Annotated in this window: 22 protein-coding genes and 2 tRNA genes; 7 read left to right on the forward strand and 17 right to left on the reverse strand. The window is 63.0% G+C overall.

Annotated features, from left to right (window positions below):
* The first annotated feature begins 25 nt into the window (after positions 1-25).
* Entirely contained in the window at positions 26-2,173 is a 2,148-nt protein-coding gene (locus HY921_09365) for a HAMP domain-containing protein (GenBank protein MBI5631080.1), read from the forward strand.
* 8 nt (positions 2,174-2,181) lie between these two features.
* On the opposite strand, the gene HY921_09370 is transcribed toward HY921_09365, so the two are convergent.
* Positions 2,182-3,729, reverse strand: a complete 1,548-nt coding sequence (locus HY921_09370) for a hypothetical protein (protein ID MBI5631081.1) — start codon at positions 3,727-3,729, stop codon at positions 2,182-2,184.
* 85 nt (positions 3,730-3,814) lie between these two features.
* On the reverse strand, positions 3,815-4,276 hold the full coding sequence (locus HY921_09375) for a hypothetical protein (protein ID MBI5631082.1): 462 nt from the start codon (positions 4,274-4,276) through the stop codon (positions 3,815-3,817).
* Positions 4,277-4,333: 57 nt separating this feature from the next.
* Between HY921_09375 and HY921_09380 the strand changes: the two genes are divergently transcribed.
* Complete coding sequence (locus HY921_09380) at positions 4,334-5,602, forward strand: Glu/Leu/Phe/Val dehydrogenase (GenBank protein ID MBI5631083.1); 1,269 nt, start codon at positions 4,334-4,336, stop codon at positions 5,600-5,602.
* Positions 5,603-5,699: 97 nt separating this feature from the next.
* Positions 5,700-7,544: a glycerate kinase gene (locus tag HY921_09385; GenBank protein MBI5631084.1), complete on the forward strand. Its 1,845-nt coding sequence runs from the start codon at positions 5,700-5,702 to the stop codon at positions 7,542-7,544.
* On the opposite strand, the gene HY921_09390 is transcribed toward HY921_09385, so the two are convergent.
* Genes HY921_09390 through HY921_09420 form a run of 7 tightly spaced genes read right to left on the reverse strand, consistent with a single transcriptional unit; the run spans position 7,513 to position 12,142 of the window.
* Positions 7,513-8,064, reverse strand: coding sequence for a methyl-accepting chemotaxis protein (locus HY921_09390; protein ID MBI5631085.1), 552 nt, complete (start codon positions 8,062-8,064; stop codon positions 7,513-7,515). The two genes, HY921_09385 and HY921_09390, sit on opposite strands and share 32 nt — an antisense overlap.
* Before the next feature lie 8 nt (positions 8,065-8,072).
* Positions 8,073-8,918 (reverse strand): pantoate--beta-alanine ligase, encoded by an 846-nt coding sequence (locus HY921_09395; protein ID MBI5631086.1) that lies wholly within the window; start codon positions 8,916-8,918, stop codon positions 8,073-8,075.
* A 17-nt stretch (positions 8,919-8,935) separates the two neighbouring features.
* Complete coding sequence (locus HY921_09400) at positions 8,936-9,823, reverse strand: alpha/beta fold hydrolase (protein MBI5631087.1); 888 nt, start codon at positions 9,821-9,823, stop codon at positions 8,936-8,938.
* Positions 9,823-10,641 (reverse strand): 3-methyl-2-oxobutanoate hydroxymethyltransferase, encoded by an 819-nt coding sequence (gene panB / locus HY921_09405; GenBank protein ID MBI5631088.1) that lies wholly within the window; start codon positions 10,639-10,641, stop codon positions 9,823-9,825. The genes HY921_09400 and panB overlap by 1 nt, the downstream gene beginning before the upstream one ends.
* Positions 10,631-11,089, reverse strand: coding sequence for a 2-amino-4-hydroxy-6-hydroxymethyldihydropteridine diphosphokinase (gene folK, locus HY921_09410; GenBank protein MBI5631089.1), 459 nt, complete (start codon positions 11,087-11,089; stop codon positions 10,631-10,633). The genes panB and folK overlap by 11 nt, the downstream gene beginning before the upstream one ends.
* Before the next feature lie 31 nt (positions 11,090-11,120).
* Positions 11,121-11,492: a hypothetical protein gene (locus HY921_09415; protein ID MBI5631090.1), complete on the reverse strand. Its 372-nt coding sequence runs from the start codon at positions 11,490-11,492 to the stop codon at positions 11,121-11,123.
* Positions 11,489-12,142, reverse strand: a complete 654-nt coding sequence (locus HY921_09420; protein MBI5631091.1) for a 4-hydroxy-tetrahydrodipicolinate reductase — start codon at positions 12,140-12,142, stop codon at positions 11,489-11,491. Before HY921_09420 ends, HY921_09415 begins: the two co-directional genes overlap by 4 nt.
* A gap of 115 nt (positions 12,143-12,257) precedes the next feature.
* On the opposite strand from HY921_09420, the gene HY921_09425 reads away from it, so the two are divergent.
* The gene (locus tag HY921_09425) at positions 12,258-13,754 is read left to right on the forward strand and encodes a hypothetical protein (protein ID MBI5631092.1); all 1,497 of its coding nucleotides are present in this window, start codon (positions 12,258-12,260) and stop codon (positions 13,752-13,754) included.
* On the opposite strand, the gene HY921_09430 is transcribed toward HY921_09425, so the two are convergent.
* The 6 genes from HY921_09430 to HY921_09455 all read right to left on the reverse strand — a co-directional run bounded on the left by HY921_09430 (position 13,714) and on the right by HY921_09455 (position 19,203).
* Positions 13,714-14,463, reverse strand: coding sequence for a creatininase family protein (locus tag HY921_09430; GenBank protein MBI5631093.1), 750 nt, complete (start codon positions 14,461-14,463; stop codon positions 13,714-13,716). The genes HY921_09425 and HY921_09430 overlap by 41 nt on opposite strands.
* Before the next feature lies 1 nt (position 14,464).
* Positions 14,465-15,517, reverse strand: coding sequence for an amino acid lyase (locus HY921_09435; GenBank protein MBI5631094.1), 1,053 nt, complete (start codon positions 15,515-15,517; stop codon positions 14,465-14,467).
* Between the two features lie 26 nt (positions 15,518-15,543).
* The gene (locus tag HY921_09440; GenBank protein MBI5631095.1) at positions 15,544-17,289 is read right to left on the reverse strand and encodes an ABC transporter substrate-binding protein; all 1,746 of its coding nucleotides are present in this window, start codon (positions 17,287-17,289) and stop codon (positions 15,544-15,546) included.
* A 12-nt stretch (positions 17,290-17,301) separates the two neighbouring features.
* A tRNA-Glu gene (locus HY921_09445) sits at positions 17,302-17,376 on the reverse strand.
* Between the two features lie 90 nt (positions 17,377-17,466).
* Positions 17,467-17,540: transfer RNA gene (locus tag HY921_09450), tRNA-Lys, on the reverse strand.
* A gap of 34 nt (positions 17,541-17,574) precedes the next feature.
* Positions 17,575-19,203: a M20/M25/M40 family metallo-hydrolase gene (locus HY921_09455; GenBank protein MBI5631096.1), complete on the reverse strand. Its 1,629-nt coding sequence runs from the start codon at positions 19,201-19,203 to the stop codon at positions 17,575-17,577.
* 85 nt (positions 19,204-19,288) lie between these two features.
* Between HY921_09455 and HY921_09460 the strand changes: the two genes are divergently transcribed.
* Positions 19,289-19,888, forward strand: a complete 600-nt coding sequence (locus HY921_09460) for an SCO family protein (protein ID MBI5631097.1) — start codon at positions 19,289-19,291, stop codon at positions 19,886-19,888.
* 327 nt (positions 19,889-20,215) lie between these two features.
* Here HY921_09460 and HY921_09465 read toward each other — a convergent pair whose 3' ends face one another.
* Both HY921_09465 and HY921_09470 read right to left on the reverse strand, forming a co-directional pair.
* Positions 20,216-21,703: a hypothetical protein gene (locus HY921_09465; protein ID MBI5631098.1), complete on the reverse strand. Its 1,488-nt coding sequence runs from the start codon at positions 21,701-21,703 to the stop codon at positions 20,216-20,218.
* 34 nt (positions 21,704-21,737) lie between these two features.
* Positions 21,738-22,361, reverse strand: coding sequence for a hypothetical protein (locus HY921_09470; protein ID MBI5631099.1), 624 nt, complete (start codon positions 22,359-22,361; stop codon positions 21,738-21,740).
* Between the two features lie 36 nt (positions 22,362-22,397).
* Here HY921_09470 and murB point away from each other — a divergent pair, with 36 nt between their 5' ends.
* Both murB and HY921_09480 read left to right on the forward strand, forming a co-directional pair.
* Complete coding sequence (murB, locus tag HY921_09475) at positions 22,398-23,309, forward strand: UDP-N-acetylmuramate dehydrogenase (protein MBI5631100.1); 912 nt, start codon at positions 22,398-22,400, stop codon at positions 23,307-23,309.
* Positions 23,302-24,129, forward strand: coding sequence for a hypothetical protein (locus HY921_09480; GenBank protein ID MBI5631101.1), 828 nt, complete (start codon positions 23,302-23,304; stop codon positions 24,127-24,129). Before murB ends, HY921_09480 begins: the two co-directional genes overlap by 8 nt.
* Positions 24,130-24,140: the final 11 nt, after the last annotated feature.

The following is a 24,140-nucleotide window of genomic DNA, read 5'->3' on the forward strand; positions in this document are numbered from 1 at the left end:
CTTGCCGCTTTATACTTCGTAAGGCATGGGACTCACGCGCTCCGGTCTGTTCCGCAAATTCGTCGGGGTGATGGGATTTCTCGCCCTGGTTCCCGTGGCCATCCTCGGCTATCAGCTCATCAACGTCAGCCGCCGGAGCGTGCACATGGTGCACACCAAACTGGTCCAAAAGCTGGCCGAGGGCGTGGACGAGTATTTCCGGATCAATAACGAGAAGCTCCTGACCGGGCTTGAGATGCTCAAGAAGGCTCCGGTTTCCCAGCGCTCGAAGGTGCTGCGCATGCTGGCGGAGGCGCCTTACTCGGATATAGCGGAAGTCTCCATCCTCGACGGGGAAGGAGTCGAGCGGGTCAAAGCGCGCAATCCCCTGTTCGGGGGGGGCGCGGCTTTTGCTTCCCACGCCCAGGAACCCGCCTTCAGGCAATTTTCCCGCACCCGCAGGAAGGTCTCGGTGGTGGTCCAGCAGGGTGCTGCCGCAGCGCTCGTCCTCTACTACCCTCTCTCGTCCCGGGAGGTCCTGCGGGCGGTCCTTTCCCTTCATTCGCTTTCCAACCGCATCGGAGAGCAGCGTATGGGCCGGACGGGCTACGCGGTGCTCCTGGATCACCGCGGGGTGCCGCTTCTTTACCCACGCGATCAATTCGACCCGGACAAGCTCAAGCAATTCCACCAGTGGCCCATCGTGTCATCGGCCCTGGGGTCGAGTAGCGCTGGCTCGAGCGAGTTCGTAAGCCCCACCGGGCGCGCCTACATCGGCGCCTACGCCCCGGTATTCTTCATCGGCAACGCCGTCGTGCTCCTGCAGTCGCGCCAAGAAGCCTATCGGGCCGCCTCCGAGATGCTCCGCTCGGCGGCGGCCATGATTTTCGCGGTGGCCTGCATCTGCATCCTGGGGGCGACCTGGATGGCCCGCAGGCTCACCGAGCCCCTTCTGGCGCTGACCAAGGCGGCGGAAAGCGTGGCCCATGGCGACTTCCTGGCCCAGGTGGATATCCGCACGGGCGACGAGCTTCAGGAACTGGCGGATACCTTCAACCGCATGGTGGCTCAGCTTCGGGCCTATTCCCTCCTGCATGTGGACCGCTTGATAGCGGAGCAGCGCAAGACCGAGGCCATCCTCTTCTCCATCAACGACGGCATCATCATGACAGACAAGGAGGGCAAGATCCAGCTCGCCAACCGCAGGGCCATCGAGATCTTCGAGCTTAAACCCGGCGAGTCTCTCGAGGGCAAGCCTTTGGCCGAGGTCCTGCCGGAGGGCAAGCTGCGAGACGCCGTGCTCGGGGCGGCCTCCCGTCTCAAGCCCGACTCCTTCAAGGAGGTGGACCTTTCCACGTCCGGGAGCTGCCGTTACCTGCGAGTGACCGCCCATCCGGTCCTGAGCGCTGGCCGCGCCTCTGGTTCGGGGGTGGTGATGGCGGTTCGCGACGTGACGGTCGAGCGGGAGCTCGACAAGATGAAGGAGGACTTCCTCCATTACATCACCCACGATTTAAGAAACCCATTGGGCTCCGTGATGGGATTTCTCGACGTGCTCTTGAGGGGGATTCCCGGCGTTCTGAACTCCAATCAGCAGAATATCGTCCTCTCCATCAAGCGCTCCACGAGCCGGCTCATGAACATGATCAACAACATCCTCGACATCGCCAAGATGGAGTCGGGGAAGATGCGCCTGCAACTCAAGAATGTCTCGCTGGCGGGGCTGGCGGGAAAGTCCATCAACATCCTCGAATCCCTGGCCCTTCAGAAAGGGATCAAGATGCGCCTAGAGGCCAGCGAGGAGTTCTCGATCGACGCCGACCCTGACCTCATCGAGCGGGTGCTGGTTAATCTCCTTGGAAACGCCATCAAATATTCTCCCGATCTGGGCGAGATCGCGCTTTTGATCGTGGACGAGGGGGCGCAGCTCAAGATCTGCGTCGAGGACCACGGCGAGGGCATTCCCCAGGAGTACCTGGACCGGCTTTTCGCGAAATTCGAGCAGGTGAAGGGCCGCCGCCGCGGGGGGACGGGCCTGGGCCTGACCATCTCCAAGTTTTTCGTGGAAAGCCACCTGGGCCGCATCTGGATCGAGTCGGAGTTGGGCCGCGGCTCGCGCTTCTGCTTCACCCTTCCCAAGGGCCTGGCCCTAGACTCCGAGGGCGTGGCTTATATCCGCGAGAGCGTTACTTAGGGGTTGTTTCACAACCCCTTAGGCAGCCTGACGGCGGCCAAGCGCTTGTCCCCGGAGAGGTTTTCCAAGAACGCCTTTTGCTGCTCCAGGGTTCCCACGATCCCGGCCACCCCCGCTCCCCCTTCCGCCTCCAAGGCCACGGCCAGGTAACCCCAGCGCTTTGGGTCGCCGCGCAGGAGGCCGCGCGGGATGCGGATCTTAACCGTCGAGCTTGAGGGATCGGTTTCGACCGCGAGCTCCCGCGCCGCGGCGGCCCCGACCGGGGTCGAACGGTAGAGAGTCGCTTGCGACCCCGAGATGGCCATGGCGTATTCCCAGCCGTCGGAGGATCTGAGGAAGGCCTTTCGGCCCTCAAGCAAGGAGGACGAGCCCGCACCCGGCACGTGGTTGAGGTCTATGTAGACGTCGAGCCTGGGCGCGGCGCTCAACGCCGCCAGGCGCAGGATGAAGGAGAGGCCGGCTTCATCGTAGTCCACTCTCAGACCCAGGATCCTGAAGGATTCCTCAAGGGGAAGGCTTCCTGGGGGGTTCTCGAAGGAAAGCCAGCCCTCTCCCTGCTCGGAGCGGACGTCCGTCGAGGTGGGCTCGGGCTCTGGATTGGGCTGGGAGTCCGAGATGAGGTTCTCGCCCAGGATGGAGTGGTACAGGGAATCGGGCGGGGTCTGCTTGATCCTGCGGTAAACCGCGATGAGGCGGCTTCTCAGCTCCTTGTCGAGGGCTTCCGGAGAGTCCCCGGGCAGGGGGGACCCCAGCCGGTAATAGCGGTTGGCCTGGGCTCGGTACAGCTCGTCGGTGGCTTTCTCTAGAGATCCTAGATCGGCCGCTCCCGAGTTGGTGTAACGCTCCAAGTCCTCGCAGGCCTTGGAGTAAAGGCGCCAGGCTTTTTGGGATAGCGCGTCGCCGGTCCAGGGCTCGAGGCCCGTGGTCCAGGTTGGCCAGCGGGAAACCCCGGCGGCGTCCACGGCGGCCTCCCGCTTCTCCTTGACGGCCTCGGAGACGGTGAGCCAAGAGTAGCGGCCGGAGAGCTCCGGCAGGGCATGGAGGAACTCTCCCGCCTGGGCAAGCCCATCGGCCTCGTCGATTACGAAGGTTGCCGCGTCCTCGATATCCGTTCTCAAGTCCTTGGCCTGGGCGGCTTTGAAAGGGACGAGGACGGTCCCGGAGGCCGAGGCCCAGCTTCCCGAGCTCGGCGAGTACTCCGCTGCGGCGACCCAGGACAGTCCCACTATCTTGAATGAGGGCAATAGCGAGGGCTTGAGGGCGCCGACGCCGGGGACGAAACCGGCCGGCGTTTTGCCGAAGGTCAGGCGGTAGCTTTCGCGAGAGGCGGCGAGGCGGTTGAGCGGGTCCTGGGCGCGCAGCAAGGGAAGGAGGGGGTCTCCGGCCAGGCGCAGGGCTAGCTCGACTTGTCCCCCCGCGACCGGGCCCTCCAGGGCCTTGCGGGCCGGGCCGAGAGGCTTTCCGGCGCCACCGCGATGGTCAGCTTGAGGTCCTGGCGCGCGTTTAGGATCTCGGCCAGGGCCTCCCAGTCCGAAAACGACTCGGGGGGTAGCCACAGGACCGCGAGCTTGGGCTTCTTGAGTCCCAAGCCCAAGGCCGGGAGCAGGCCCAGGAAAAGCAGGAGGCTTCTCAAGCTTGGCTTCATCGGATTAGAATCACCGAGGTCTTCCTCGAGTTCAAGACAGCGGTCTCGGGATTGCCGGGGTCGGGCTTGAGATCCCCGTCCACGCTGAAGAGGTAGTGGTAGCGGCCCGGGGGCAGGGGCAGGAGGATTTCCCAGAGGCCCTGCGGCTGCTTGGAGAGGGGAAAAGTCTCCTCCTTCCAGGCGTTGAAGTCCCCGAGCAGATAGACTTTCTTGGCCTTGGGCGCCTTGAGCTTGAATTCCACGAATTGGAGCGTCTTTTCGACTCGAACCTGGCGGCCGAAGTTCTGGTGCGGCACGAAATGCACGGAGCGGGTCTTAAGGGGCACGGGCTCGTAGCCCTCGAGAAAGTCCCGGTAGTTCTTGAACGACTGGAGCAGGACCGTGGAAGGCACGCAGACAAGCGCTGTCAGGCCGAAGGCGGCGCCCCAAAAAGTCCACTTGTTTCTCTCGGAAACCATTTGCCCATTTTACCTAATTCTTTATAAAATTTGATTTATATGGAGACAAAAACTGAAATGCCCGCGGAGCTGCGGGAAGCCCTTGAGACCAACCCTTGGCATCAGGCTATGGAGCAGCTGGATCGCGCCGGGGCCAAGATGGGAATGGAGCAGCTGGTCCTGGAGCGCCTGCGCCACTGCAAGAGGATTTTGACGGTCTCGGTTCCGGTCAAGATGGACGACGGCACGATCCGGGTTTTCGAGGGCTACCGCATCCAGCACAACCTGGACCGCGGACCGGCCAAGGGGGGCATCCGCTATCACCCCCAAGTCTCCCTCGATGAGATCAAGGCTTTGGCCTTTTGGATGACCATGAAGTGCGCGGTGGTCAACCTCCCCTACGGCGGAGCCAAGGGCGGGGTGATCTGCGACCCCAAAAAGATGTCGATGGCGGAGATAGAGCGGCTCACCCGCCGCTACACCTCGGAGATCTCGATCCTCATCGGGCCGGACAAGGACATCCCGGCCCCCGACGTGAACACCAACGAGCAGATCATGGGCTGGATCATGGACACCTATTCCATGACCATCGGCTACTCCTGCCCGGGCGTGGTCACCGGCAAACCCATCGACGCGGGCGGTTCCCTAGGCCGCCGAGAGGCCACCGGTCGGGGGGTCTTCTACGTCACTCGAGAACTCTCCAACCTCAAGGGCTTCGATTTGCGCAAGGCCCCGGTCGCGGTTCAGGGCTTCGGCAACGTGGGAGCCAACGCCGCCAAGATTTTCGCGGAGCACGGCTGCAAGGTGGTCGCGGTCTCCGACGTCGGAGGGGGGCTCTACGACGCCAAGGGCCTCGACTTGGACGACATCATGGCTTACCGCGCCAAGAACGAGTCCATCGCGAATTATCCGAGGGCCGAGCACGTGCCGGTCGAAAAATTCGTGGAGGTGCCCTGCGACATCCTCGTCCCGGCGGCCATGGAGAACCAACTCACCCACGAGAACGCGCCCCGCGTCAAGGCCAAGTACATCATCGAAGGCGCCAACGGCCCAACCACCAACGAGGCGGACCGCATCCTGCACCAGCGCGGGGTCGTCGTGGTGCCAGACATCCTGGCCAACGCGGGCGGCGTGACCGTGAGCTACTTCGAGTGGGTGCAGGACATCCAGGCTTACTTCTGGAGCGAGAAGGACATCAACGCCCGCCTCCAAGAGATCATGGTGCGCGCCTTCCGCGACGTCTACGACCTGGCCCAGAGGGAGAAGGTGGACATGCGCCTGGCCGCCTTCATGGTGGGGCTGGGGCGCCTGGCCAAGGCCGTCCGCATCCGCGGGATGTTTCCCTGACCGCGTCAGCGGTCAGGTACTCGCGCCATAAGGAAGTATGTTGGCGCGATGTGCAACCGCGTCAGCCCTCAGGATATAGACCGGCTCTCCTATTTCCATGCGTATTTTACTAGCCCCTAACGCATTCAAGGGCAGCCTCACCGCTCTGGAAGCGGCTAAAGCCATGGAGCAGGGAGTGAGGCGAGTTTTACCGCGCTCCAGAACGATCCTTCTGCCTCTTTCGGATGGGGGCGATGGCCTCATGGAGGTCCTGCTCCAAGCCAAGGGCGGGCGCAGGATTTGCGTCCCGGTCTTCGGCCCCTTGGGCGAAAAGCGCCGGGCCGCCTTCGCCCTTCTCAAGAGCGGCGCCGCGGTTGTGGAAATGGCCCAGGCCTCGGGCCTGGCGCTTGTTTGCGCCCATAAACGGGACCCATTGGGCGCCACCTCCTACGGGACTGGCCAGCTCATCGCGACCGCGATCCAGGCTGGCGCCAAGGCCGTCGCCGTGGGCTTGGGCGGGAGCGCTACCAACGACGGCGGGGCCGGGATGGCCCAGGCCTTGGGGGCGCGGCTTCTCGACAAGGCTGGCCAGGAGATTGGCCCCGGGGTGGAGGCGCTCCTGAGGCTCGAGAAAATAGATGTTCGGGCCCTGCGCCAGAAGATCAAGGGGGTCCGGATATCCGGCATCGCCGATGTGGCCAACCCTCTCCTTGGCCCGAGAGGCTCGGCTCGGGTTTACGGCCCTCAGAAAGGGGCCACGCCGCGCATGGTTAGGATCATGGAGGAGGCCCTGGCCCGCTACGCGCGGATCATCGAGCGGGATCTGGGGGTCTCGGTCGGGGCCGAACCGGGAGCGGGCGCTGCCGGGGGCCTGGGGGCCGGGCTTTTGGCGTTTCTTAAGGCTCGCATCAGGCCTGGAGCCGATTACGTGCTCGACGCCGTGGAGGCAGACGAGAACCTGGCCGGAACCGGACTTGTCATGACCGGTGAGGGGCGCCTCGACCGCACCAGTTTTTTCGGCAAGGCCCCGGTCGCCATGGCGCGCCGCGCCAAGGCCAAGGGCATCCCCGTGGCCGTTGTTTGCGCGAGCCTCGAGACGGGGATTCAGGCCCGATTGAGGAGAGAGGGGATTTCCGAGGCCGTGACCTTGGCCCAAGCGGGCGCCGGGCCCGAGGACTCCTATTCCCGGGCCTCCTTTTGGGTGAGCCGCGCGGCCTCCCTGGCCGTCAAGAAAATATTGCTGGCCGCTGGATTATTCTGCGTTCCCCAGGCCTGGCCGGCGCATGCCGGCTCAGGGGGATTCTCCCCGATAGACGACGCATATTTCCACCGAGACCGGCCGAGGAACCTCGAGAAATCCCTGGAGCTCTGCGATAAGGCCCTGGCCGAGAATCCCGAGGACGCCCAGGCGCTTTGGCGAAAGGGCCGCTCCCTGGTGAGGCTGGGGGAAAGGGAGAAGAGTTCGAAGGACAAGCTCAGGCATTTCAAGCGGGCCGAGGAGGCCCTGCGCGCGGCTATCGCGAGCAAGTCCAAAGAGGCCGAGGCCCATTTTTGGCTCGGCATCGCTTTGGGCCGGCGGGGGCAGACCCAGGGGATATTCAAGTCCCTGTTCCTGGTGGGCCCCATCCGCGAGGAGATGCGGCGGACTTTGGAGCTCGACCCCAGGCATGGGGGCGCCCATCACGTCCTGGGGGAGATGTATTTCCAGATTCCCGGGGGACGCAGGAAAAAGGAGCTCTCCGCGCGGGAGCTGGAGGAGGCGGTCCGGTTGTCCCCCAATTACACGGCCCACTATGTTCCGTTGGCCAGGGTCTACGAGTACCTGGGCGAAAAGGACAAGGCTGTGGCGGCCCTGCGCCGGGTTTCGGAGATAAAAGATCCCGAGGATCCCGCCGAATACCCTGAAAATCTGAAGGAAGCCGAGGAAGCGCTCAGAGCTGGTATTCTGAGTAAAGATCCTTGAGCTTGGCCGCCACGGCCGAGAGCTCTTCTTGGGCCGCGTGCTCCCGGGAGAGCTTGGAGGATATGCCGTCCACCTTCTGGCTGAGGTCCTCGACCCGCTTCTTGTCCTTCTGTAGGCTGTGGCGCAGATGGTTCTGCATCCGGGAGAACTCTTCCACGAGCTCGTGATGGGTGTCCGTGCTGCGGATGCGCAGCGCCCCCGTGAAATTGCCCTTCTGGAGCCGTTCCATGGCCGCCGAGAGCACTCGCAGGGGGCCGGCGAAGCGGTGCGACCAGAAGATCGTGAGCAGGCCGCTCGCGAGGATGGCCAGGCACGAGGATAGGAGCAGGGGGCCGCGGACGGTCTGGAGAATCCAGGCGATGGAATGGAAGAGCTGGCGCGACTCCGTGGAGGCCGACCGGAGGCTGTAGACGATGGTGAACGTGACGAGAAGAAGGCTCGCGGTGACCAGCATGAGCACGTAGCAGAGTATCTGAAGCTGGAGCGGGGGGTCTATCCAGACCTGCTTGCGCTTGCGCATCCTCTGGATTATCCCATCATGACGGGGATATTGTCAATAAGACGGGTGGACCCCAGGCGCACGGCGGCCATGAGGCGCAGCTTTCCCGCGAGGGCGGAGGCTTCCCGCAGGCTTTCGGCTTCGACCAGGCTCACGTAATCTATGGACGCGCCGGGGATTCGGAGGATGCGGCGCTCGGCCACTGCCGCGACTTTTTTCGCGGGGCCTCCTTTCTTTGCGGCCCTGGCTCCGGCCTTGAGCGCCGCGTATAGCGCGGGAGCAAGCCTTCTCTCCTCCGGGCTCAGGTACTTGTTGCGGCTCGACAGAGCCAAGCCGTCCGCCTCGCGCACCGTGGGACAGCCGACGATCCTACAGGGCAGATTCAAATCCCGGGCCATGCGCTTGACGATGATGAGTTGCTGGTAGTCCTTCTCTCCAAAGTAAGCCTTACTGGGTGAGACCATCTCCAGGAGTTTGAGCACGACCGTGGCCACTCCCCGGAAGTGCCCGGGCCGAAAGGCCCCGCACAGGATATCCGAAAGCCCCGCCACCTCCACGCAGGTCGCGTAGCCCTCGGGGTACATGCCCGCGGCGTCGGGATGGTAGAGGGCGTCCACGCCGAGGCCCGCGCAAAGCCGTGAGTCTTCGGCGAAGGGTCTCGGGTAGCGCGAGAAGTCCTCCCGAGGCCCGAATTGCGCCGGGTTGACGAAGATGGAGACTGCGATCTTGAGGTTTTCCTTTCGCGCGCGCTTGATCAGGGATGCGTGCCCCCGGTGGAGAGCCCCCATGGTCGGCACGAAACCCACGGATAGTCCCTGGGTGCGCCACAGAACGGACAGCCGAGCCATTTCCTGCGGCTTTTTAACGATTCGCATTGGTGTCAGACTATTTGTTATAGGTACCGATTGAAAAACCCCGCGACGCGAGCCTCGTACTCGATGCCCGCCAAGTCGTGGCACTTGGAGTGCCTGGCGCCGGGGATGATCCAGAGCTGCTTGGGCTCCTTGGCCGCGGCGTAGAAGGCGCGAACCTCCCTCTCGGGCATGAGCTCGTCGAGGCTGCCTCCGATCACCAGAAGCGGGCGCGGGGAAATCATCGCTGCCGCCCGGATGGGATGGTAACTGTCCACCTTGCCGTGCCCCACGCGAAGGCGCAGGAAGAACAAAGTCAGGACGATGAAGGGGAAATAGGGCAGGTGGAAGTGATTCCAGGCCCATTGCCTGACCACTTCCCGGTAATTGGTGAAAGGGCTTTCCAGCACCGCGGCCTTGACCTCGGGATGCTTGGGCATGCAGAGAGTGGCCACGGCCGCTCCCATGGACATCCCGAACACGCCCAGCCTCTTGAGGGTATGGGGTTTTTTCTCCCTCAGGAAATCCACGGCCGCGTCGAAGTCTATGGTTTCGAGGTAGCCGATGGTGGTGATCTCTCCGTCGCTCTCCCCGTGAGAGCGATTGTCGAAATAGAGCAGGTTGAATCCCGCGGCATGATTGAGGAAATTGGTGATTTTCAGGAGATCGCCCTTGTTGTCTCCCCAGCCATGGCAGAGGACCAGGGTCCGCTCCTCGTCCGGGCCGCGGGGGGAGGGGATGAACCAGCCCCGCAAGGTCAGGCCGTCGCGCGTTTTGAAGGAGACTTTCTCGTAGGGCAGGCCGTACTGTTCCGGGAACGCCCCCAGGCGGTTCATCTTGGGGGGATGAAGGATGATGCCGGAGCCGTAATAGCAGAAGGACATGAGGGCCAGGAGCAGGACGACGCCGAAGAGAGCCCAGACCGGCACTAAGATTTAAGCTCCGCGAACTCGTGCTCGGCGGCGGGAAAAGCCCCTTGCCGGACCTCTCGGCAAAAAGACGAAACGGCTTGGAGCATGGCGGGGCGCAGGTCCGCGTAGCGCTTGACGAACTTGAGTGCGGCGTTTTCGCCCAGGCCCAGCATGTCGTCAACCACGAGTATTTGGCCGTCGCAGTGTGGGCCCGCGCCGATCCCGATGGTGGGGATGGAAAGCTTGCGGGTGATCTCCTTGGCCAGGGCCGAGGGCACGCACTCCAGGACCAAGGCGAAGGCCCCGGCCCCCTCGATGATCTTGGCCTCGGTCACGAGCTTCTCTGCCTCCTGGGGCCGGCGCCCCTGGACCTTATAGCCGCCGAAGCGGTGGATGGCCTGGGGAGTGAGGCCGATGTGGCCCACGACCGGGATGTTGATCTTGAGAAGCTCCTTGATCATGGGCGTGATCTCAAGGCCGCCCTCGAGCTTGACGGCCTGGGCCCCGCCCTCCTTGACCAGGCGGCCTGCGTTGCGCAAAGTTTCCTTGATATCCATCTCATAACTGAGATAGGGCATGTCGGCGACGAGGAGAGCCCGGCTGTTGCCGCGCTTGACCGCCTTCAAGTGGTGGAGGATCTCCTCCAAGGTCACTGGCAAAGTGTTCTCGTAGCCGAGCTTGACCATGCCCACGGAATCGCCCACCAGGAGCACATCCACTCCGGCTTCGTTGAGGAGCCGGGCCGTGGGGGTGTCGTAGGCCGTAAGCGCCGCGATTTTCTCGCCCTTTTGCTTCATCAAGGCGAGGGAGGTTGTTGTGACCGCTTTAGCGCCCATTCGCGAGTATTTTAGCTGTTTCGGGGCGGGGGTTCAATCGGCGCAGGAGTTCTAAAACCGTGCGCTTGCCGTCGAGCCTGCGGCGGGGGGCGATCTCGGCCAGGGGAGCCAGGGCGAAGGCGCGCGCGGCCGCGGCCGGGTGGGGGAGAGTTAGCCAGGGGCTTGCGAGCCGCAGGCCGCCGTAGTCGAGGATGTCGATGTCCAAGGGCCGGGGCCCCCAGCGCGGGCCCGGTTTTCTTCCGGCGAGGGTCTCGAGCCTCTTGAGCTCGACCAAAAGACCCATGGGGGAGAGAGAGGTGCCCAGGCGCGCCGCCATGTTGAGGAAAGGTCGGCGGCTGGGCCCCACGGGAGCCGTCTCGTAAATGCGCGACGCTGCGCGCAGGCGGCAGCCCGGCAGCCGGGCGAGCGCCGCCCGGGCTTGCTCGAGGCGTTTTTTGCGGTTGCCCATGTTGCCGCCCAGGAGAAGAAGGCAGGAAGCCTTACTTTTTGGCACGGCGAAGAACCTCGAAATAAAGGTCGTGAAGGGCGCGCAGGAGAAGAATCGTCAAGATCAAGGCCATGAGGTTGCCGAGCCAGCCCTCGAAGGCGCCCATGGCGTAGGGCGCGCCGCGGTAGCCGTAGTCCTGCAGGGTCTTTGACGTGAAGAGAACGAAGAACAGGGCCTTAAGCTTTGAGAATATCCCGCCCTCGAAAACCAGAAGGGTCCACAAAAGCCAGAACAGGGCTCCGGCGGCCGTCAAGCAAACGACCAGCATGGCGCCCAGATGAATGGGGTCGTAGTAAGGATCCTCCGGGTCGTCTTCCCGGAGGATCCAGGAGAGCTTTTTTAGGATTTCTCTCCTCTTGCTCATGGATGTTTAAGTCTATCCTCCATGGAATAGAATCCCGGCTTTTTGTCGCGCAGCCAAAGTGCTGCGTCCAGGGCCCCGCGTGCGAAAAGGGCCCGGGCATGGGCTTTATGCGTGAGCTCCAGCCTCTCGTAAGGTCCGGCGAGGATCAAGGTATGCTCTCCGGCCACGTCGCCCAAGCGCAGCGAGGCCGTGGGGATGGGCTCGGCGGAGCCGCGGCCCTCCCTAGCGGCTTGGGCTATTTTCAAGGCCGTGCCCGAGGGGGCGTCCTTCTTTAGTTTGTGGTGGGTTTCGCAAATCGAGGCGTCGTAGTCCTTGAGGAGGCCGGCCGCTTCCCGGACCAGGCGCAGGAGGATCTGCACTCCCGGGCTGAAGTTGGGGGTCCAGAAAATGGGGGCTCGGCGGCCAAAGGCCTTGAGGCGGGCCATTTGCCGGGGAGAAAATCCCGTGGTGCCGATCACGGCCGCCTTGCGGGCCTTGGCCGCCGCTGCTGCCGCGGCCAAGGAGCCTTCCGGCCACGAGAAATCAATGGCGACCTCGCATTCTTGGACGGCCGGGACCAGTTGGAAGCGCGGGTCCTTAGCCGCGAGACCCACGACCTCCGAGCCCATGCGCCCCGCCGCCGCGCATACGACGACTCTCAAGGGCTTCATTTCGGTGACAGTATACTTAATTCATGGCGAGACGGTCAGAGGGGTGGGCCCTTTGGGCCTGCGTTTAGGCCTAAAGGCCCTTGAAGCGATACTCAGCGCAAGGCATCCTTTGAAAATGCGTTCGCACCTGCCCCTAGCGCTTATTTGCGCGGCTTTTTTGGCCGTCGGCGCGGCCATCCACCTATGGGTCATGCCGGCCGGCCAATTGACCATGGATGAGCCCTTTTATTATTTCCAGGCGTTCTTGGCGCGCAAGGGCGAATTCGTATGGTTTGCCGATATGGTTTCCGTTCTTTATCCGATATTTCTGGCCTTGTTTATCGGCGGGAGCCTTCCGTTCCTGCGTTTCCTGACGCCCCTTCTTTTTTGCTCGGGGGCGGTGGTATTATTCCGGCTTGTATTGAGGCATGACGCCAATAACAGATGGGGGGCGCTTTGCGCCGCTGCTTTGTTGCTCTTCCACGCTCAGACTTTTCATCTTTCCCACTATTTGGCGTCGGAGGCCTTGTTCTCTCCCCTATTTTTTCTCGTGCTCCATGTTTTCTTGGACCTGTCTCAAACGCCCGGAACGGATGTCGGGAAAACCCTTCAGCTGGGCTGTCTTTGCGGCTTGTTGGGGTGGGTGAGAGCCCCGGGGTTCGTCATTTCGGCGTGGATCGGCCTTTGGCTGCTGGCATCGCGCTCCCTAAACTGGAGCGAGCGATTCAAGAGAGGGGGAACGGTTCTGGCAATAATCGCCGTAATGAGCGTTGTCCCGAAGCTGTTCCATACAAAAGATGGACTGACGGAATTGACTCTTAAATTAGCCATGAAAGGCCCGTTCTTTGGCGTGCCGCTTGCGGATTTGTTGGGGGTCCATGCTCCTTCGTTTTTCGGCTGGGGTTTCCTGGCGTTGTTGTGCGCGGCGCTCGTCTTTCAGTTGTTGAGGGGAAAATCGGCTCTCCTCCCGTTTCTTTTGGGCATGGAGGTTTTCTTTATCGTCGTCACCATTCTTCTTGACCGTTTTTTCCAGCCGAGGCACTTGTTCCCTCTCTTGATGATCAATTGCCTGCTTGCGGGGATATGCCTCGGCGGCGTTTCTTCAAAATGGCGCGGCTTCTTCGCGATTGGTGTCGTGGGCGTCATCCTCCAGGGACTTCCGACCCTGGCGCGTATGCCCGTGATAGGCGGCAACAGCTATTATTTCGTGGAAGGCGACAAGGACGCGTTTGAGGTGAAGTCGCTTGAACTCATGGCTCCCAAGGGCAGGGCCTATCCCGTGCCTCTACCCTACTTTGACCAGCCGGATTACACCGTCTATACCTACCGAGCGCGGCTTTCAACGGCGAGTGATTTCGATTGGCTGTTTCTCTCCTATATTTCGGACGAAATCAAGATTTCGATAGATGGCCAGGAGGTCCTGCTTGATTTTCTGCGGAGTCCCTTCGACCATCTTCTCGTTCCTTTTCATTTCAAGCCGGGAAGGCACGAAATAATCCTCAAAGTGCGCAGCAATTATCTCCTCAATGGGATCGGGCAGGTGCTTTTGGTTCGGCGGAGCTTTCTCGATCGCCGCGTGCGCAAATACGGCCCTATTCGCGCCTTGAAAAATCAGAAAGCTGAATCCTCCTGATGTCCTCGATAATCTGTTTGACGAGGGCCTGGACCACGATCCGGCCCTTCTTGCGGCTCGCGAGGGTCGGGTCTCCCCAGGCTCCGGTGGGGGAGTAGACCCCGCACCGGGCGTTTGGGTCGCGGGTGAGGCCCCCCGGGCCCTTGCCGGTGTGGAAGTCCTTCCTGGCCAATTTCATGCGCACGATTTCCGGGGCGAGATAAAGCATCATGGAGGTCTCGATCTCATCGGCGTGGGTGCCGCCCGCGGACTCGCGTACCTGCGCCTCGATGGAGGAAAGCGCTCCCAGGTCCGTGTAGCCCAGCGTCACGCCATCTTGGGAGAGGGTTTGGCGGGCTTCTTCGAGGATTTTTCTGGTGCTGATTCCGGTGTTGAGCACGTAGAATTTTCTGGCCCCATGCGCTGCGAAGGAGCGGCAGATCTCGACCACGGTGGCGCAGGAGGTGGCGGGGCTCAGGCTCGCCGAGCCGGGGTATTCCACGAAGGCCGGGTAATGGCTGTAGGCGAGGCCGGGCAGGACCAGGACTTGGGCCTTCTTCATCACAAGCGCGGTCAGGCGTTCGGCCAATATCCAGTCGTTGTTGAGCGGAAGATGCGGCCCATGCTCCTTGGCGCGCGCGCCCAAGGGGAGGAGAAGCACGGGATGGCGCTTGAGCGCCCTTTCGGCCTTAAGCCACGTCATGCTTTCCAAGAACGCGCCTTTCGCCATTCTATTTCCCAGGGAAGTTAAGTAAGTTTACTAAGTTAATGACTGGCACCCGAAGCCAAGTCTCGTTGATGACAAGGGGGACGCCTTCCCAGGCGGGGCGGTGCTCGCCCAAGAATACCCCGCGGTCCTTGAGGCGGCGAGACAGGCTCCGGGCTTCTCCTGGCGAGAGTCGCAGGAGGGCTGTGTTCGTGCCATCGGGAAATAGAACAAGGCGCTCTCCCATCCGACTCTTCAAGAGCCGCAACACTACCCGGCCATGGGAGAGGGCCTTGGCGTAGCGCTTGCGGAACCCTTCGACGGCGTCCAGGGCCGAAGCGGCGAGCCAAAACGCCTGGGGCGGGCTTCCCCCGAACATGCGGCGCTCGTCCGCCAGGCCCTTCAAAAGGGCCTTAGGTCCGGCCACAACGGCTCCGCTGGGAGCCCCAAAATACTTGTAGAGGGAAACATACACCGTGTCGAAGAGCTTGGCGTAGCGCGCGGCAGGCCGGCCCTCGGCCGCCGCGGCAAGAAATATCCGGGCGCCATCGAGGTGCGTCTTGATGCCCCGGCGGCGGCAAAGCTTGGAGATGGCTTCTAGTTCCTCGAAGGGGACGGCTTGGTTCAGGCGGCGCCGCACGGGAGACTCAATGGAGACGGCGCCAACGGGGCAGGGAACCTTGCCCTCGCCGTTTCTGTCGAGGGCCGCCTCCAGTTCCCGGGCCGTGAAATAGGTCTTGCCCTCGGCCAGGGGAACCGAAGTCAATCCCGCCAAGGCTGCGGCTCCGTCTCCGGCGTCGCGGAAGAGATGGCTCTCCTCCTGGACGACGACGCGCCGGCGCCCGCCGCACAAGGCGCGCAGGGCCAGGAGATTGGCCAGTGTGCCGGTGGGCATGAAAACGGCTTCCTCCTTTCCCAGAAGCAGGGCCATCTTTTTCTCTAGGATCGCGATCGCGCCGCCGCGGGAGTATTCGTCTGGGGCGAGGAGCCCGCGCGTTTCAAGGGAGCGCAGCTTCTCGATATGCTCGGCCGGGCTCATGGGGACCCCATCGCCGTATAGAAACACGGTGCCAGTCATGGAGCAAGTTTACTAAGTTAAGAAAGTTAATGACTGGCACCTTTTTTGTATATCTTTTCGAAGTGGGGATTCGGGGAAAGGGGGTCGTAAGTAAATCCCCGCACCCAGTCGCGCGCCACGCGCAGGGCCTTGGCCTCCACGAAGAGCACGTGGGGGAGATCCTCGTATTCGAGCTCCTGGAGCTTGAAATAGAGCTTGGCGCGCTTTTTGGCGTCGGTCTCGGCCAGGGCTTTCTCCACCAGCCTGTCGGCCTCGGGATTCTTGTAGCCTTGGACCGAGGCGGAGGCCCCCTGGGAGTGCATGACGTCGAAGGCCGGGCTGTGGGGGTCGGGATAGTCGGGGTAGTGGGCGAAGAAAACCAAGGGCAGGCGCTTGGCGTGGTAGGCGTCGAGATATCCCGGCCATTCCAGGGCCCGGATGTCGAGCCGGAACTTGGGGCTCAAGCTCTCCACCTGTCGCTTGAGCATTTGGCAGAGGATTTGCCGCGAGACGTTGCCCGCGTTGTAGACAAGAGTGAAATGGAAGCCCTTATCCCAGGCTTGGCCTTGCCAGGCTTTTCGGAAATGCTCCCGGGCCTTGCCCAAGTCGTAGGATCGAACTCGCTGCGCCGGGTTGTGTCCCAAGATTCCGGTCGGGATGCAGCCCGTGGCGCGGCGGGCCTGGCCGCGGTAGACGTCGCGGATGAGTCCGCCGTAGTCGAAGGAGTAGGCGAAGGCCTCGCGCATGTCCTTGTCGGCGAAGAAATCCGGGGGTATGCCGTCGCCGTCGAGACGTCCCGAGCCGACGTAGGGATTGGCCGCGGGATTTGCCGCGAAGGAGAAATAGACGATGGGCTCGGCCCCCGGCGAGGGCAGGTCGTCCATGACGCGCACGCCGGGAAGGCCCGCGAGCTGGCTTGCGGTGCCGCGGTCGGCCGCGATCTGGTCGGCGTCGCCGGCCTGGAGCATGAGCTTTCGGGTTCCGAACTCCGGGATCGTCCTCAAGATCACGCGCGCGAGCTTGGCTGGGGCTCTCCAATACCCGTCGTGGCGCGCCAGCACCAGCTCCCGGTTCTTTCGATCCCAGCGCTCGAGATGAAATGGCCCGGTCCCGTTGGCCTGGGCCAGGAAAATGGAGTCGTCTTTGCGAGGGTTGTTGTGCCTTTCCCACGTTTGCGCTTTCCCATCCCAGTCCCCGTGCGATGCCGCCCAATTCTTGGAAACCACGGGCGCGCGTGTGGCCAGTATCGAAAGAAGAGGGGCGTAGGGCGCGGGCAGGCGCAGGACCAGGTTTTGCCCCTGGGCTTGGACGGCCTGGGCCGCGTTCTCGTGAATGCCGGGCTTCACCCGGCCTTGTTCATCGCGCGTGGAGGGGGTGCCTAGAATGGGCTCGAGCAGAAGAGACGAAGGACCCCCCGTTCGGTCTTGGAGGATGAAGCGCAGGAGGGAGTAGCGCGCATCCTCGGCAGTCAGGGGAGAACCGTCGTGAAACTTGATCCCCCGGCGGATGGGAATGGTGTAGGTCCGGCCATCGGCCGAGACGAGGCCGTTGGCCTTGGTCGGCACCTTCGCCGCGATTAGGGGAAGAAGAGCTCCGGGCTTGCCGGGATCGAAGTCGAAAAGCGTCTCATAGAGCGAAAGGATGACGCCCTGGCTCACCTTCTCGGTGGGCCAGGCTGGGTCCAAGGTCTCTAGCTCCGCGAAATCGAGGACCGTGTAGGTGTCGGGGTTTTTGACGGGAGACGCCCAAACCGCGCCTAGAAGCGCGGCTGCGAGGGAAATGGCCGTTATCACAATGTTCCGAAATGGTGCCCCCAAGGAGAATCGAACTCCTATTTCCGCCTTGAAAGGGCGGCGTCCTAACCGCTAGACGATGGGGGCTAGTGGCGGCCTCTCCTCCTGGAGAGGCTCGCAGCAGCATATTTAAGGAACTTTTATAGTCGCGCCCGAATAACGCTTCGGGCGCGGACATGAGTCCGGAGGGATTCGAACCCTCGACCCCACGCTTAAAAGGCGCGTGCTCTACCAGGCTGAGCTACGGACTCAATTGGAAGATTGTACAAAATAACATGGGAAATCTTAGGGAGCGGCTTGACTCTGCCGCTTGAACTCGCTGCCGGGCTTCCATGTGGGCCAATTCGGGGCGTCCGCCACGCGCCGCCCGACCTCGAAGAGGAGCCGCAGGTCCTCCACCGCCCCGGAGAAATCCCAGTCGGGTTTGACCTCGTCGGTGACCTTGTGGTAGTCCCGGGCCGTGTACTCGTCGCGCTTGCGCTTGGCGAAGTCCGGGTCCTTGCCGATGAACTCGGTCCCGCCCCCGTATTCCAGGGCGGGAACCCCCTTCTTGACGAACTCGAAGTGGTCGGAGCGAAAGAAGGTCCCCTTTTCCGGCTCCGGCTCCGGCTTGACCACGCGGCTTTTTTTCGCGGCCGCCTCGCCGAGGACCTCGTCCAAGGTGGAATGCCCGAGGCCCACGGCCACGATGTCCTTGGTGAGCCCCCAGGGGTTGAGCCCATCCATGTTGATCACGGCCAGGGTCTTATCCAGGGGATAGAGGGGGTTTTCCGCGTAATGCTTTGCCCCCAAAAGCCCCTTTTCCTCGGCCGTTACCGACAAAAACAGGAGGGAGCGTCTCGGGCGAGCCTTCAAGCGGACGAAAGCCTTGGCTATCTCCAAGAGTCCGGCCACGCCGGAGGCGTTGTCTATGGCGCCGTTGTATATCTGGTCTCCGGGGAGCTTATCGTCCTTGCCCAAGTGGTCCCAGTGGGCGGTGTAGAGCACGTGCTCGTCCTTGAGGGCTGGGTCCGAGCCCTCGAGCTTGGCCGCGACATTGGCGGATTGGATGGGCCTCAGGGCGTTGGCCACCGTGAAGTCGGCCTTAAGGCCCAGCGGGACCGGCTTGAAATCGGGGCCTAAGGCCTGCTTCTTCAAGGACTCGAGGTCGCGGCCTGCCAGGGCCAGGAGCCGCGCGGCCGCTCCGGGGCTTAGCCAAGCCTCCACCGCCACGCGCCCGGTATTGCCGTCGGGCCTCTGAATCTCGAAATTCTCGCGGCCGAAGGACGCCGAAACCACCTCGTATGGGTAGCCGGCCGGGCCGGTCTCATGGATGATGACGGCCGCGGCCGCCTTCTTGGCGGAGGCGATCTCGTACTTGTAGGTCCAGCGGCCGTAGTAGGTCATGGCCTTGCCCTTGAACATTCGCGGATCGGGGAGGGGGGGATCGTTTATCAGCATGAGCAAGGTCTTTCCGGTCAGGTCCATGCCCTTGTAGTCGTCCCAGCCGTATTCAGGAGCCTCGATCCCATAGCCCACGAACACGACCTCGGAATCCTTGACGGATACCTCGGTAACGAAGCGTCGGGTCGCGGCCACGTACTCCTCCGGGAACGTGAAGGCCGCGGACTCCGAGGGCGAGGAGAAGCGGGCCGTGGGCCTGGAAGTAAATCCCATCAGCGGGACTTTCTGGATGAAAGTTCCGCTGGGGTTTCCCGGAGCCAGGCCCATATCCTGAAACTGCTTGACCAAATAACCGACGCTTTTCTCTTCTCCCGGCGTGCCCGGCGCGCGGCCCTCGAAATCGTCGGAGGCCAGGACTCGGATATGTCCAAGAAGGCCTCGACTGGAGATAGAGCGCGCGGTCCGCAAGTTCGCGCAGGAGCAGAGAGGAGCGGTCAGGGCGAAAATCGCGAGCAAGCCATGTTTTTGCATGGTAAATTATAACAAAATCTCGGTTATTCACAGAACTTCGCCGCGAAGTTGTGGGGACAACTCGGCGATTTAGTAGAATGCTTTTGTGTCGAGTAGAAATTGGGCCGGAATAGTCCTGATCGCGGCGGGAGTCTTGGCGTATTTGGGGGGAAGAGTTCTTCTTGACCAGGGGCGGCAAAAGGAGCGGGCTCCGGCTTACGCCCTTCCTGAATTCGAGCTCACGGCAGTCACTGCCGCCTCGGAGGGGCCGCTTTCCAAGGCGAGCCTCCTCGGCAAACCCTGGATCGCGGATTTTATATTCACGTCCTGCGCCGGACCTTGCCCGGCCTTGAGCCTGTGCATGGCGGCCTTGCAGCGCGAGCTTCCCGCCTCGGTGGGGTTGGTGAGCTTTACCGTGGACCCGGATTACGACAATCCGGAGCGGCTCAAGGCCTATGCGGCCCGTTTCGGGGCCAAGCCCGGGCGCTGGTTCTTCGCGACCGGCCCTAAGGCGCGGCTTTACTCCTTGCTCACGAATGGCTTCAAGCTCCCGGTGGCTGAAAATCCGGGGGCTCCTGCCGGACAGCGCGTCATCCACAGCACGAAGTTCACCCTGGTGGACTCACGGGGGTTCGTGGTCGGCTATTACGACTCCGACGATGTCGGCGACCTGCGCAGGCTTAAGCGGGACGCTCTGAGCCTCTAAGGCCCTGTCAAGTAATAATATGATCAATTTGGCCGAGCGATTTTGGAGCGAGACAAGGAGCAAGGAGCGAGCATACCCGCAGCGGTATGTGAGCAACGAGCGACGCAGTCGCAGCCCAAAAGCGCTTGGCCCCTTCGGGGCAGCCCGAGCTTGGCCGATTTCTTCGTTGCTCCCGTCCGGAAAGGATGTACTTCCTCCCGGACGGGACCTGGCGCGCATATCGCGCCAGGTCCTCGGTCACAGAGCTACCGCTATGCTCCCTCGTCGCGCCTCGAACTCGTCTCAAGCTCGGGCTGCCAAATTGATCATATTATTACTTGACAGGGCCTAATGCCCCAGTTGGTCTAGGGTGCGCTTGTAAACTCGATAGAGGTCCGAGTATTTGCGCTCTCCGGGGAGCATCTGGTCCAAAGTCTGCCACCAGAAGACCCCGCAGAGGGAACGCGGGAAGGCGCAGGAGGCCGCGGAGTAGAGGTTGACGAGGTCCTTGCGCGCGCCCTCCACGTCCTGGGGGTCGAGCCACCACCAGCCCTTGAGTTCGGAACCCTCGACGTAGCCGAGGCTGGAGACCATGAGCTTCTTGTCCGGGAGGAAAAGCCGCGTGCGCTCGAAAATCCTCTCGAGGCTCAAGCCCACGGGATTCTCATCGGGCTGGAGGCTGAGCCCCACCACGTCCAAGTTCTGCCCGAAACCCTCTGGCACGAAGCGGGAGAGCCAGCCGAATAGGGAATGGGCCTCGTCTGGCGAGGCCGCCTCCTGCCAGTAGAGCGTGGCCACGGTCTCCAGGCTCGCCTCGACGGCCTTGACCTGGGCCGCGGCCTCGGAATAGATCCTGAAGGCCTGCTCGGGGGGCAGCGGGGCGGCCCGGCCCCCCAGCCAATGCCCGTTGATCTCGCTTCCCACTTCCCAGCTGTGGATGAGCCCGCGGTAGTGGAGAACCAGATTCTTGGCGCGCTCGGCGTAGATCGCGGGGGTGAGCGCTGCGGGCCACTGGGACGTGTCCAGGACGCAGCCCATGACGCGGATGTTCTTGTCGCGCAGGGCCTTGACCACGGCGTCGTACTCGTTGAAGGAGCCCGGCTGGGCGTAGGTGAAGTCCCGGGGGTTGCTGCGAAAGACGACCCTCACCCAGTTGGCTCCCGAGCGCTGGATCATGTCTATGATCCAGTCGTAGTCGCTCATGCGCTGGAGGACTGCCTCGTGCAAGGTCAGGCCGAAGCGCAGCCCCGGCCCTCGTTTGGGGTCCTGCGCGATTTGGACTCCGTGCTCGAAAAGCATGGTCTGCCAGGAGCGCGCGGTCTGGCTCAAGGCGCGGTTAAAGAGCGCTGCGCGCTTGGCGGGGCTCGCTTGGGCCTGGGCCCTCTCGAGCAGGGACTGCGCTGCGGCGAGGGTCTTCTCGGCCTTTCGGCTCGGACGGTAGGCCGGCTCCATTTCCCGTGAGTGCTTGGTCCAAGCCTCCTTGAGGGCGCGATACTGGGAGAGGGCGATCTCCTCGTTGAGCTGGAGGGTCTCCCCTTCGGAGTAGCCGGGACCGCCCTTATCGAGCCAGACGGCCGAGAAGCCGTCCTCGGCCACGGGCCAGACCATGCTCAGGCTCACCCGGGAAAGCCCCTCCCAGCCCAGGACGAGCGAGGCCCCCTCCTGCTTGAGGGTCGGTTTCTGGGCCGTTAGGCCGTCGGGGGAGGAGACGAGGATGGCAGGAGGCGCCTTGGTCTTGTCGGCGCGGCCGATGAAGCCGAGGAAGGCCTGCAAATCCATGACGCGGCCTTGGGCGTCGAAAGCCGTGAATTTGATCTCGTTGGCTTGTAGTGCCAAGCATGATAGGGTGAGAATCTTTAACCAAAGCATTTCAGCGGAATTGATTCTGCTTGCGCCAGCGGCGCCAGGCGAGCTTTGCGCCGCGCCAATGGTCGGCCCCAAAGAAGAGGAAGTAATTGGCCAGGCCTCCGGCCAGGGCGACGCGCACGGATGAGTCGGCGAAGAGGAGATCCCAGCCGGTCAGGGCCCAGATGACGGCCGCCACCCATTTCATCCTCACCGGGATGGCGAAGAAGATGAGGACCTGAAATTCGGGGTTGAGCCGGGCGAAGGCCAAGAAGAGGCTCGTGTGGAAGTAATGGTCCGAGATTTCCTGACTGATGGCCAAGGCCGCCGCGGTGATGCCGGCAAGTCCGGCCAGGCAAAAGAGCGTGAACTTGAAGTCCCCCCAGGCCGCCTCCAGCATGCGGGTGTAGCCGTAATAGAGCATGAGCCACAGGAAGGTCCAGAATGGTGTCGAGGCCGGCGGGATCAGGGCGAAGGTGAATACCCGCCACCATTGCCCCGAGCGCAGGAGTCCCGGATCGAGCGCCAACTGGGCGGGAAACTCCGGCTTGAGCAAGGCGAGGAGCGCGACCACGGCGCTCATGCCGGCCAGGAAGGCCGGCAGGCCCGGGACGGCGATAAACCCGAGCCGGCGTTCGAGACGGTCCATTGGGGCCCATGATACTATTTTTGATATAGTTGCCGCATGACCGAGCTCAGCGACGCGTGCCGCGCGGAGCTCGAGAAAATTCTTCCGCAAGCCCGCTTCGATGAGTCCCTGGGCCCGCACACCACCTTCCGAGTCGGAGGCCCGGCCGACTGCTACGCGGAGGTCATGAGTCGTCGGGAGCTCTCCGGCCTCCTTGAGATCTGCCGCCGGCGCGCCCTGCCCTTCATGCTTTTGGGCTGGGGTTCCAATGTCCTGGTCAAGGACAAGGGCGTGCGCGGCGTTGTGGCGAGGCTGCGCGGAGACTTCGAGCGGATCGAGTTCCTGGAGGGCCGCAGGGTTCTCTCCGGGGCCGGGGTGCGGGTGCCTCAACTCGTGAGCCTCTGCGCCGAGAGGGGGCTTTCCGGGCCGGAGCCTCTGGTGGGCGTGCCGGGCACCGTGGGGGGGGCGCTTGTCATGAACGCCGGAACCCGAGATGGAGAGATCGCCCGGCTCGTCGCGCAGATCGAGACGATCGATCCGGGCACATTGGAGTTCCGTTGGGCTCCGGCCTCCGAATTCTCCTTCTCTTATCGCCGGACGAGCCTCGAGGGCCGCGTGGTGCTCGGGTGCCTGCTTCAATTGAAAGCCGGGGACAAAGGTGATATAATCAGGCGCATTCAACGGCACCAACAAAAACGCCTCCAAACCCAGCCCATCCATACCTATAACGTGGGATCAACCTTCAAGAATCCTCCCGGGCGCTATGTCGCGGAGCTCATCGAGAGGGCCGGGCTCAAGGGGAAGGCGTTCGGCGGCGCGCGCATATCCCCGATGCACGCCAATTTCATAGAAAATTTTTCCCATGCCACCGCCTCTGACATCCTGGAGCTGGTGCGCCTGGCGGGCGAGAAGGTGAAGTCCGAAACTGGGATCGACTTGGAGCTGGAAATGAAGGTGGTTGGTGAGTAAGACTCGCAGGACCCGCGCGGGCCGCAAGCGCCACCATGTGGTCATGAGGCCCAAGGTGCGCCGCGGCCGCCTGCGTCAGGCCGCGATGCTCTCCCTGATCCTGGTGCTGGGGGCCACGGCGGCCTTGACCTTGCGCCACATCAACCGGACCATGCTCCTCCCGCGGCTCGCTTATAAAGGAACGCCCCGAGCGGCCCAGCCGCGCGCATTCTTCCGAGGAGACAAGATATCCGTGGAGCTCTCCGGCATGCCGGAGAGCCTCGGCGCCGCCGTGCTCGCCTACTGGAACTCCCAGGCCCAAGCTTCTCTCGCCGAAAGGACGAAGGCCGTCAAGTCGCGATTTCCCTGTCTCAAGGAGCCGCGGGTGCGGCGCCAATGGCTGAGAAGAAGCGCCCAGGTTCGCCTGGAGGCGCGCGCCTGCGCGGCGCGGATCGCGGGCGGGGTTCGGTATCTGAGCGACGCGGGCGAGGTTTTCGAGGCTTGCCCGGGGTTGGCGCCCGAGGGTTTGGTCGAGCTTGAGCCGGGCCGGGCCGATGACAAGTCCCTGCGGGAGCTCGCGCGGGCGCTTGCGGCCGCGGTCAAGCCAGGGGTGCTGGCCTCGCCTCTCGCGCGGGCGCGCTGGATCTCCCCATCGGACGGCTGGGAGGCGGAGCTCGCCGACGGGACCACGGTGCGATGGGGCGATTTGGCCTGGACTTCCGACAAGCTCATGAGGCTGCGCCAGGTCATCGCCGACGCGCGGCTCGACCATCCCGGGCGCTTGGCGGTGGATCTTAGATATTTCGAGGACGGAAAAATTCTCGTAAAACCTGTAAAATAGATTCGTCAAAA

This window comes from Elusimicrobiota bacterium (assembly GCA_016218575.1).
GTDB lineage: Bacteria > Elusimicrobiota > Elusimicrobia > UBA1565 > UBA9628 > JACRDN01.

Bases quoted from the DNA above. Each gene is read 5' to 3' on its own strand.
- HY921_09365 (MBI5631080.1), top strand. From the start codon at position 26: ATGGGACTCACGCGCTCCGGTCTGTTCCGCAAATTCGTCGGGGTGATG.
- HY921_09375 (MBI5631082.1), bottom strand. From the start codon at position 4,276: ATGGTTTCCGAGAGAAACAAGTGGACTTTTTGGGGCGCCGCCTTCGGC.
- HY921_09380 (MBI5631083.1), top strand. From the start codon at position 4,334: ATGCCCGCGGAGCTGCGGGAAGCCCTTGAGACCAACCCTTGGCATCAG.
- HY921_09385 (MBI5631084.1), top strand. From the start codon at position 5,700: ATGCGTATTTTACTAGCCCCTAACGCATTCAAGGGCAGCCTCACCGCT.
- HY921_09390 (MBI5631085.1), bottom strand. From the start codon at position 8,064: ATGCGCAAGCGCAAGCAGGTCTGGATAGACCCCCCGCTCCAGCTTCAG.
- HY921_09395 (MBI5631086.1), bottom strand. From the start codon at position 8,918: ATGCGAATCGTTAAAAAGCCGCAGGAAATGGCTCGGCTGTCCGTTCTG.
- panB (MBI5631088.1), bottom strand. From the start codon at position 10,641: ATGGGCGCTAAAGCGGTCACAACAACCTCCCTCGCCTTGATGAAGCAA.
- folK (MBI5631089.1), bottom strand. From the start codon at position 11,089: ATGGGCAACCGCAAAAAACGCCTCGAGCAAGCCCGGGCGGCGCTCGCC.
- HY921_09415 (MBI5631090.1), bottom strand. From the start codon at position 11,492: ATGAGCAAGAGGAGAGAAATCCTAAAAAAGCTCTCCTGGATCCTCCGG.
- HY921_09420 (MBI5631091.1), bottom strand. From the start codon at position 12,142: ATGAAGCCCTTGAGAGTCGTCGTATGCGCGGCGGCGGGGCGCATGGGC.
- HY921_09425 (MBI5631092.1), top strand. From the start codon at position 12,258: ATGCGTTCGCACCTGCCCCTAGCGCTTATTTGCGCGGCTTTTTTGGCC.
- HY921_09430 (MBI5631093.1), bottom strand. From the start codon at position 14,463: ATGGCGAAAGGCGCGTTCTTGGAAAGCATGACGTGGCTTAAGGCCGAA.
- HY921_09435 (MBI5631094.1), bottom strand. From the start codon at position 15,517: ATGACTGGCACCGTGTTTCTATACGGCGATGGGGTCCCCATGAGCCCG.
- HY921_09455 (MBI5631096.1), bottom strand. From the start codon at position 19,203: ATGCAAAAACATGGCTTGCTCGCGATTTTCGCCCTGACCGCTCCTCTC.
- HY921_09470 (MBI5631099.1), bottom strand. From the start codon at position 22,361: ATGGACCGTCTCGAACGCCGGCTCGGGTTTATCGCCGTCCCGGGCCTG.
- murB (MBI5631100.1), top strand. From the start codon at position 22,398: ATGACCGAGCTCAGCGACGCGTGCCGCGCGGAGCTCGAGAAAATTCTT.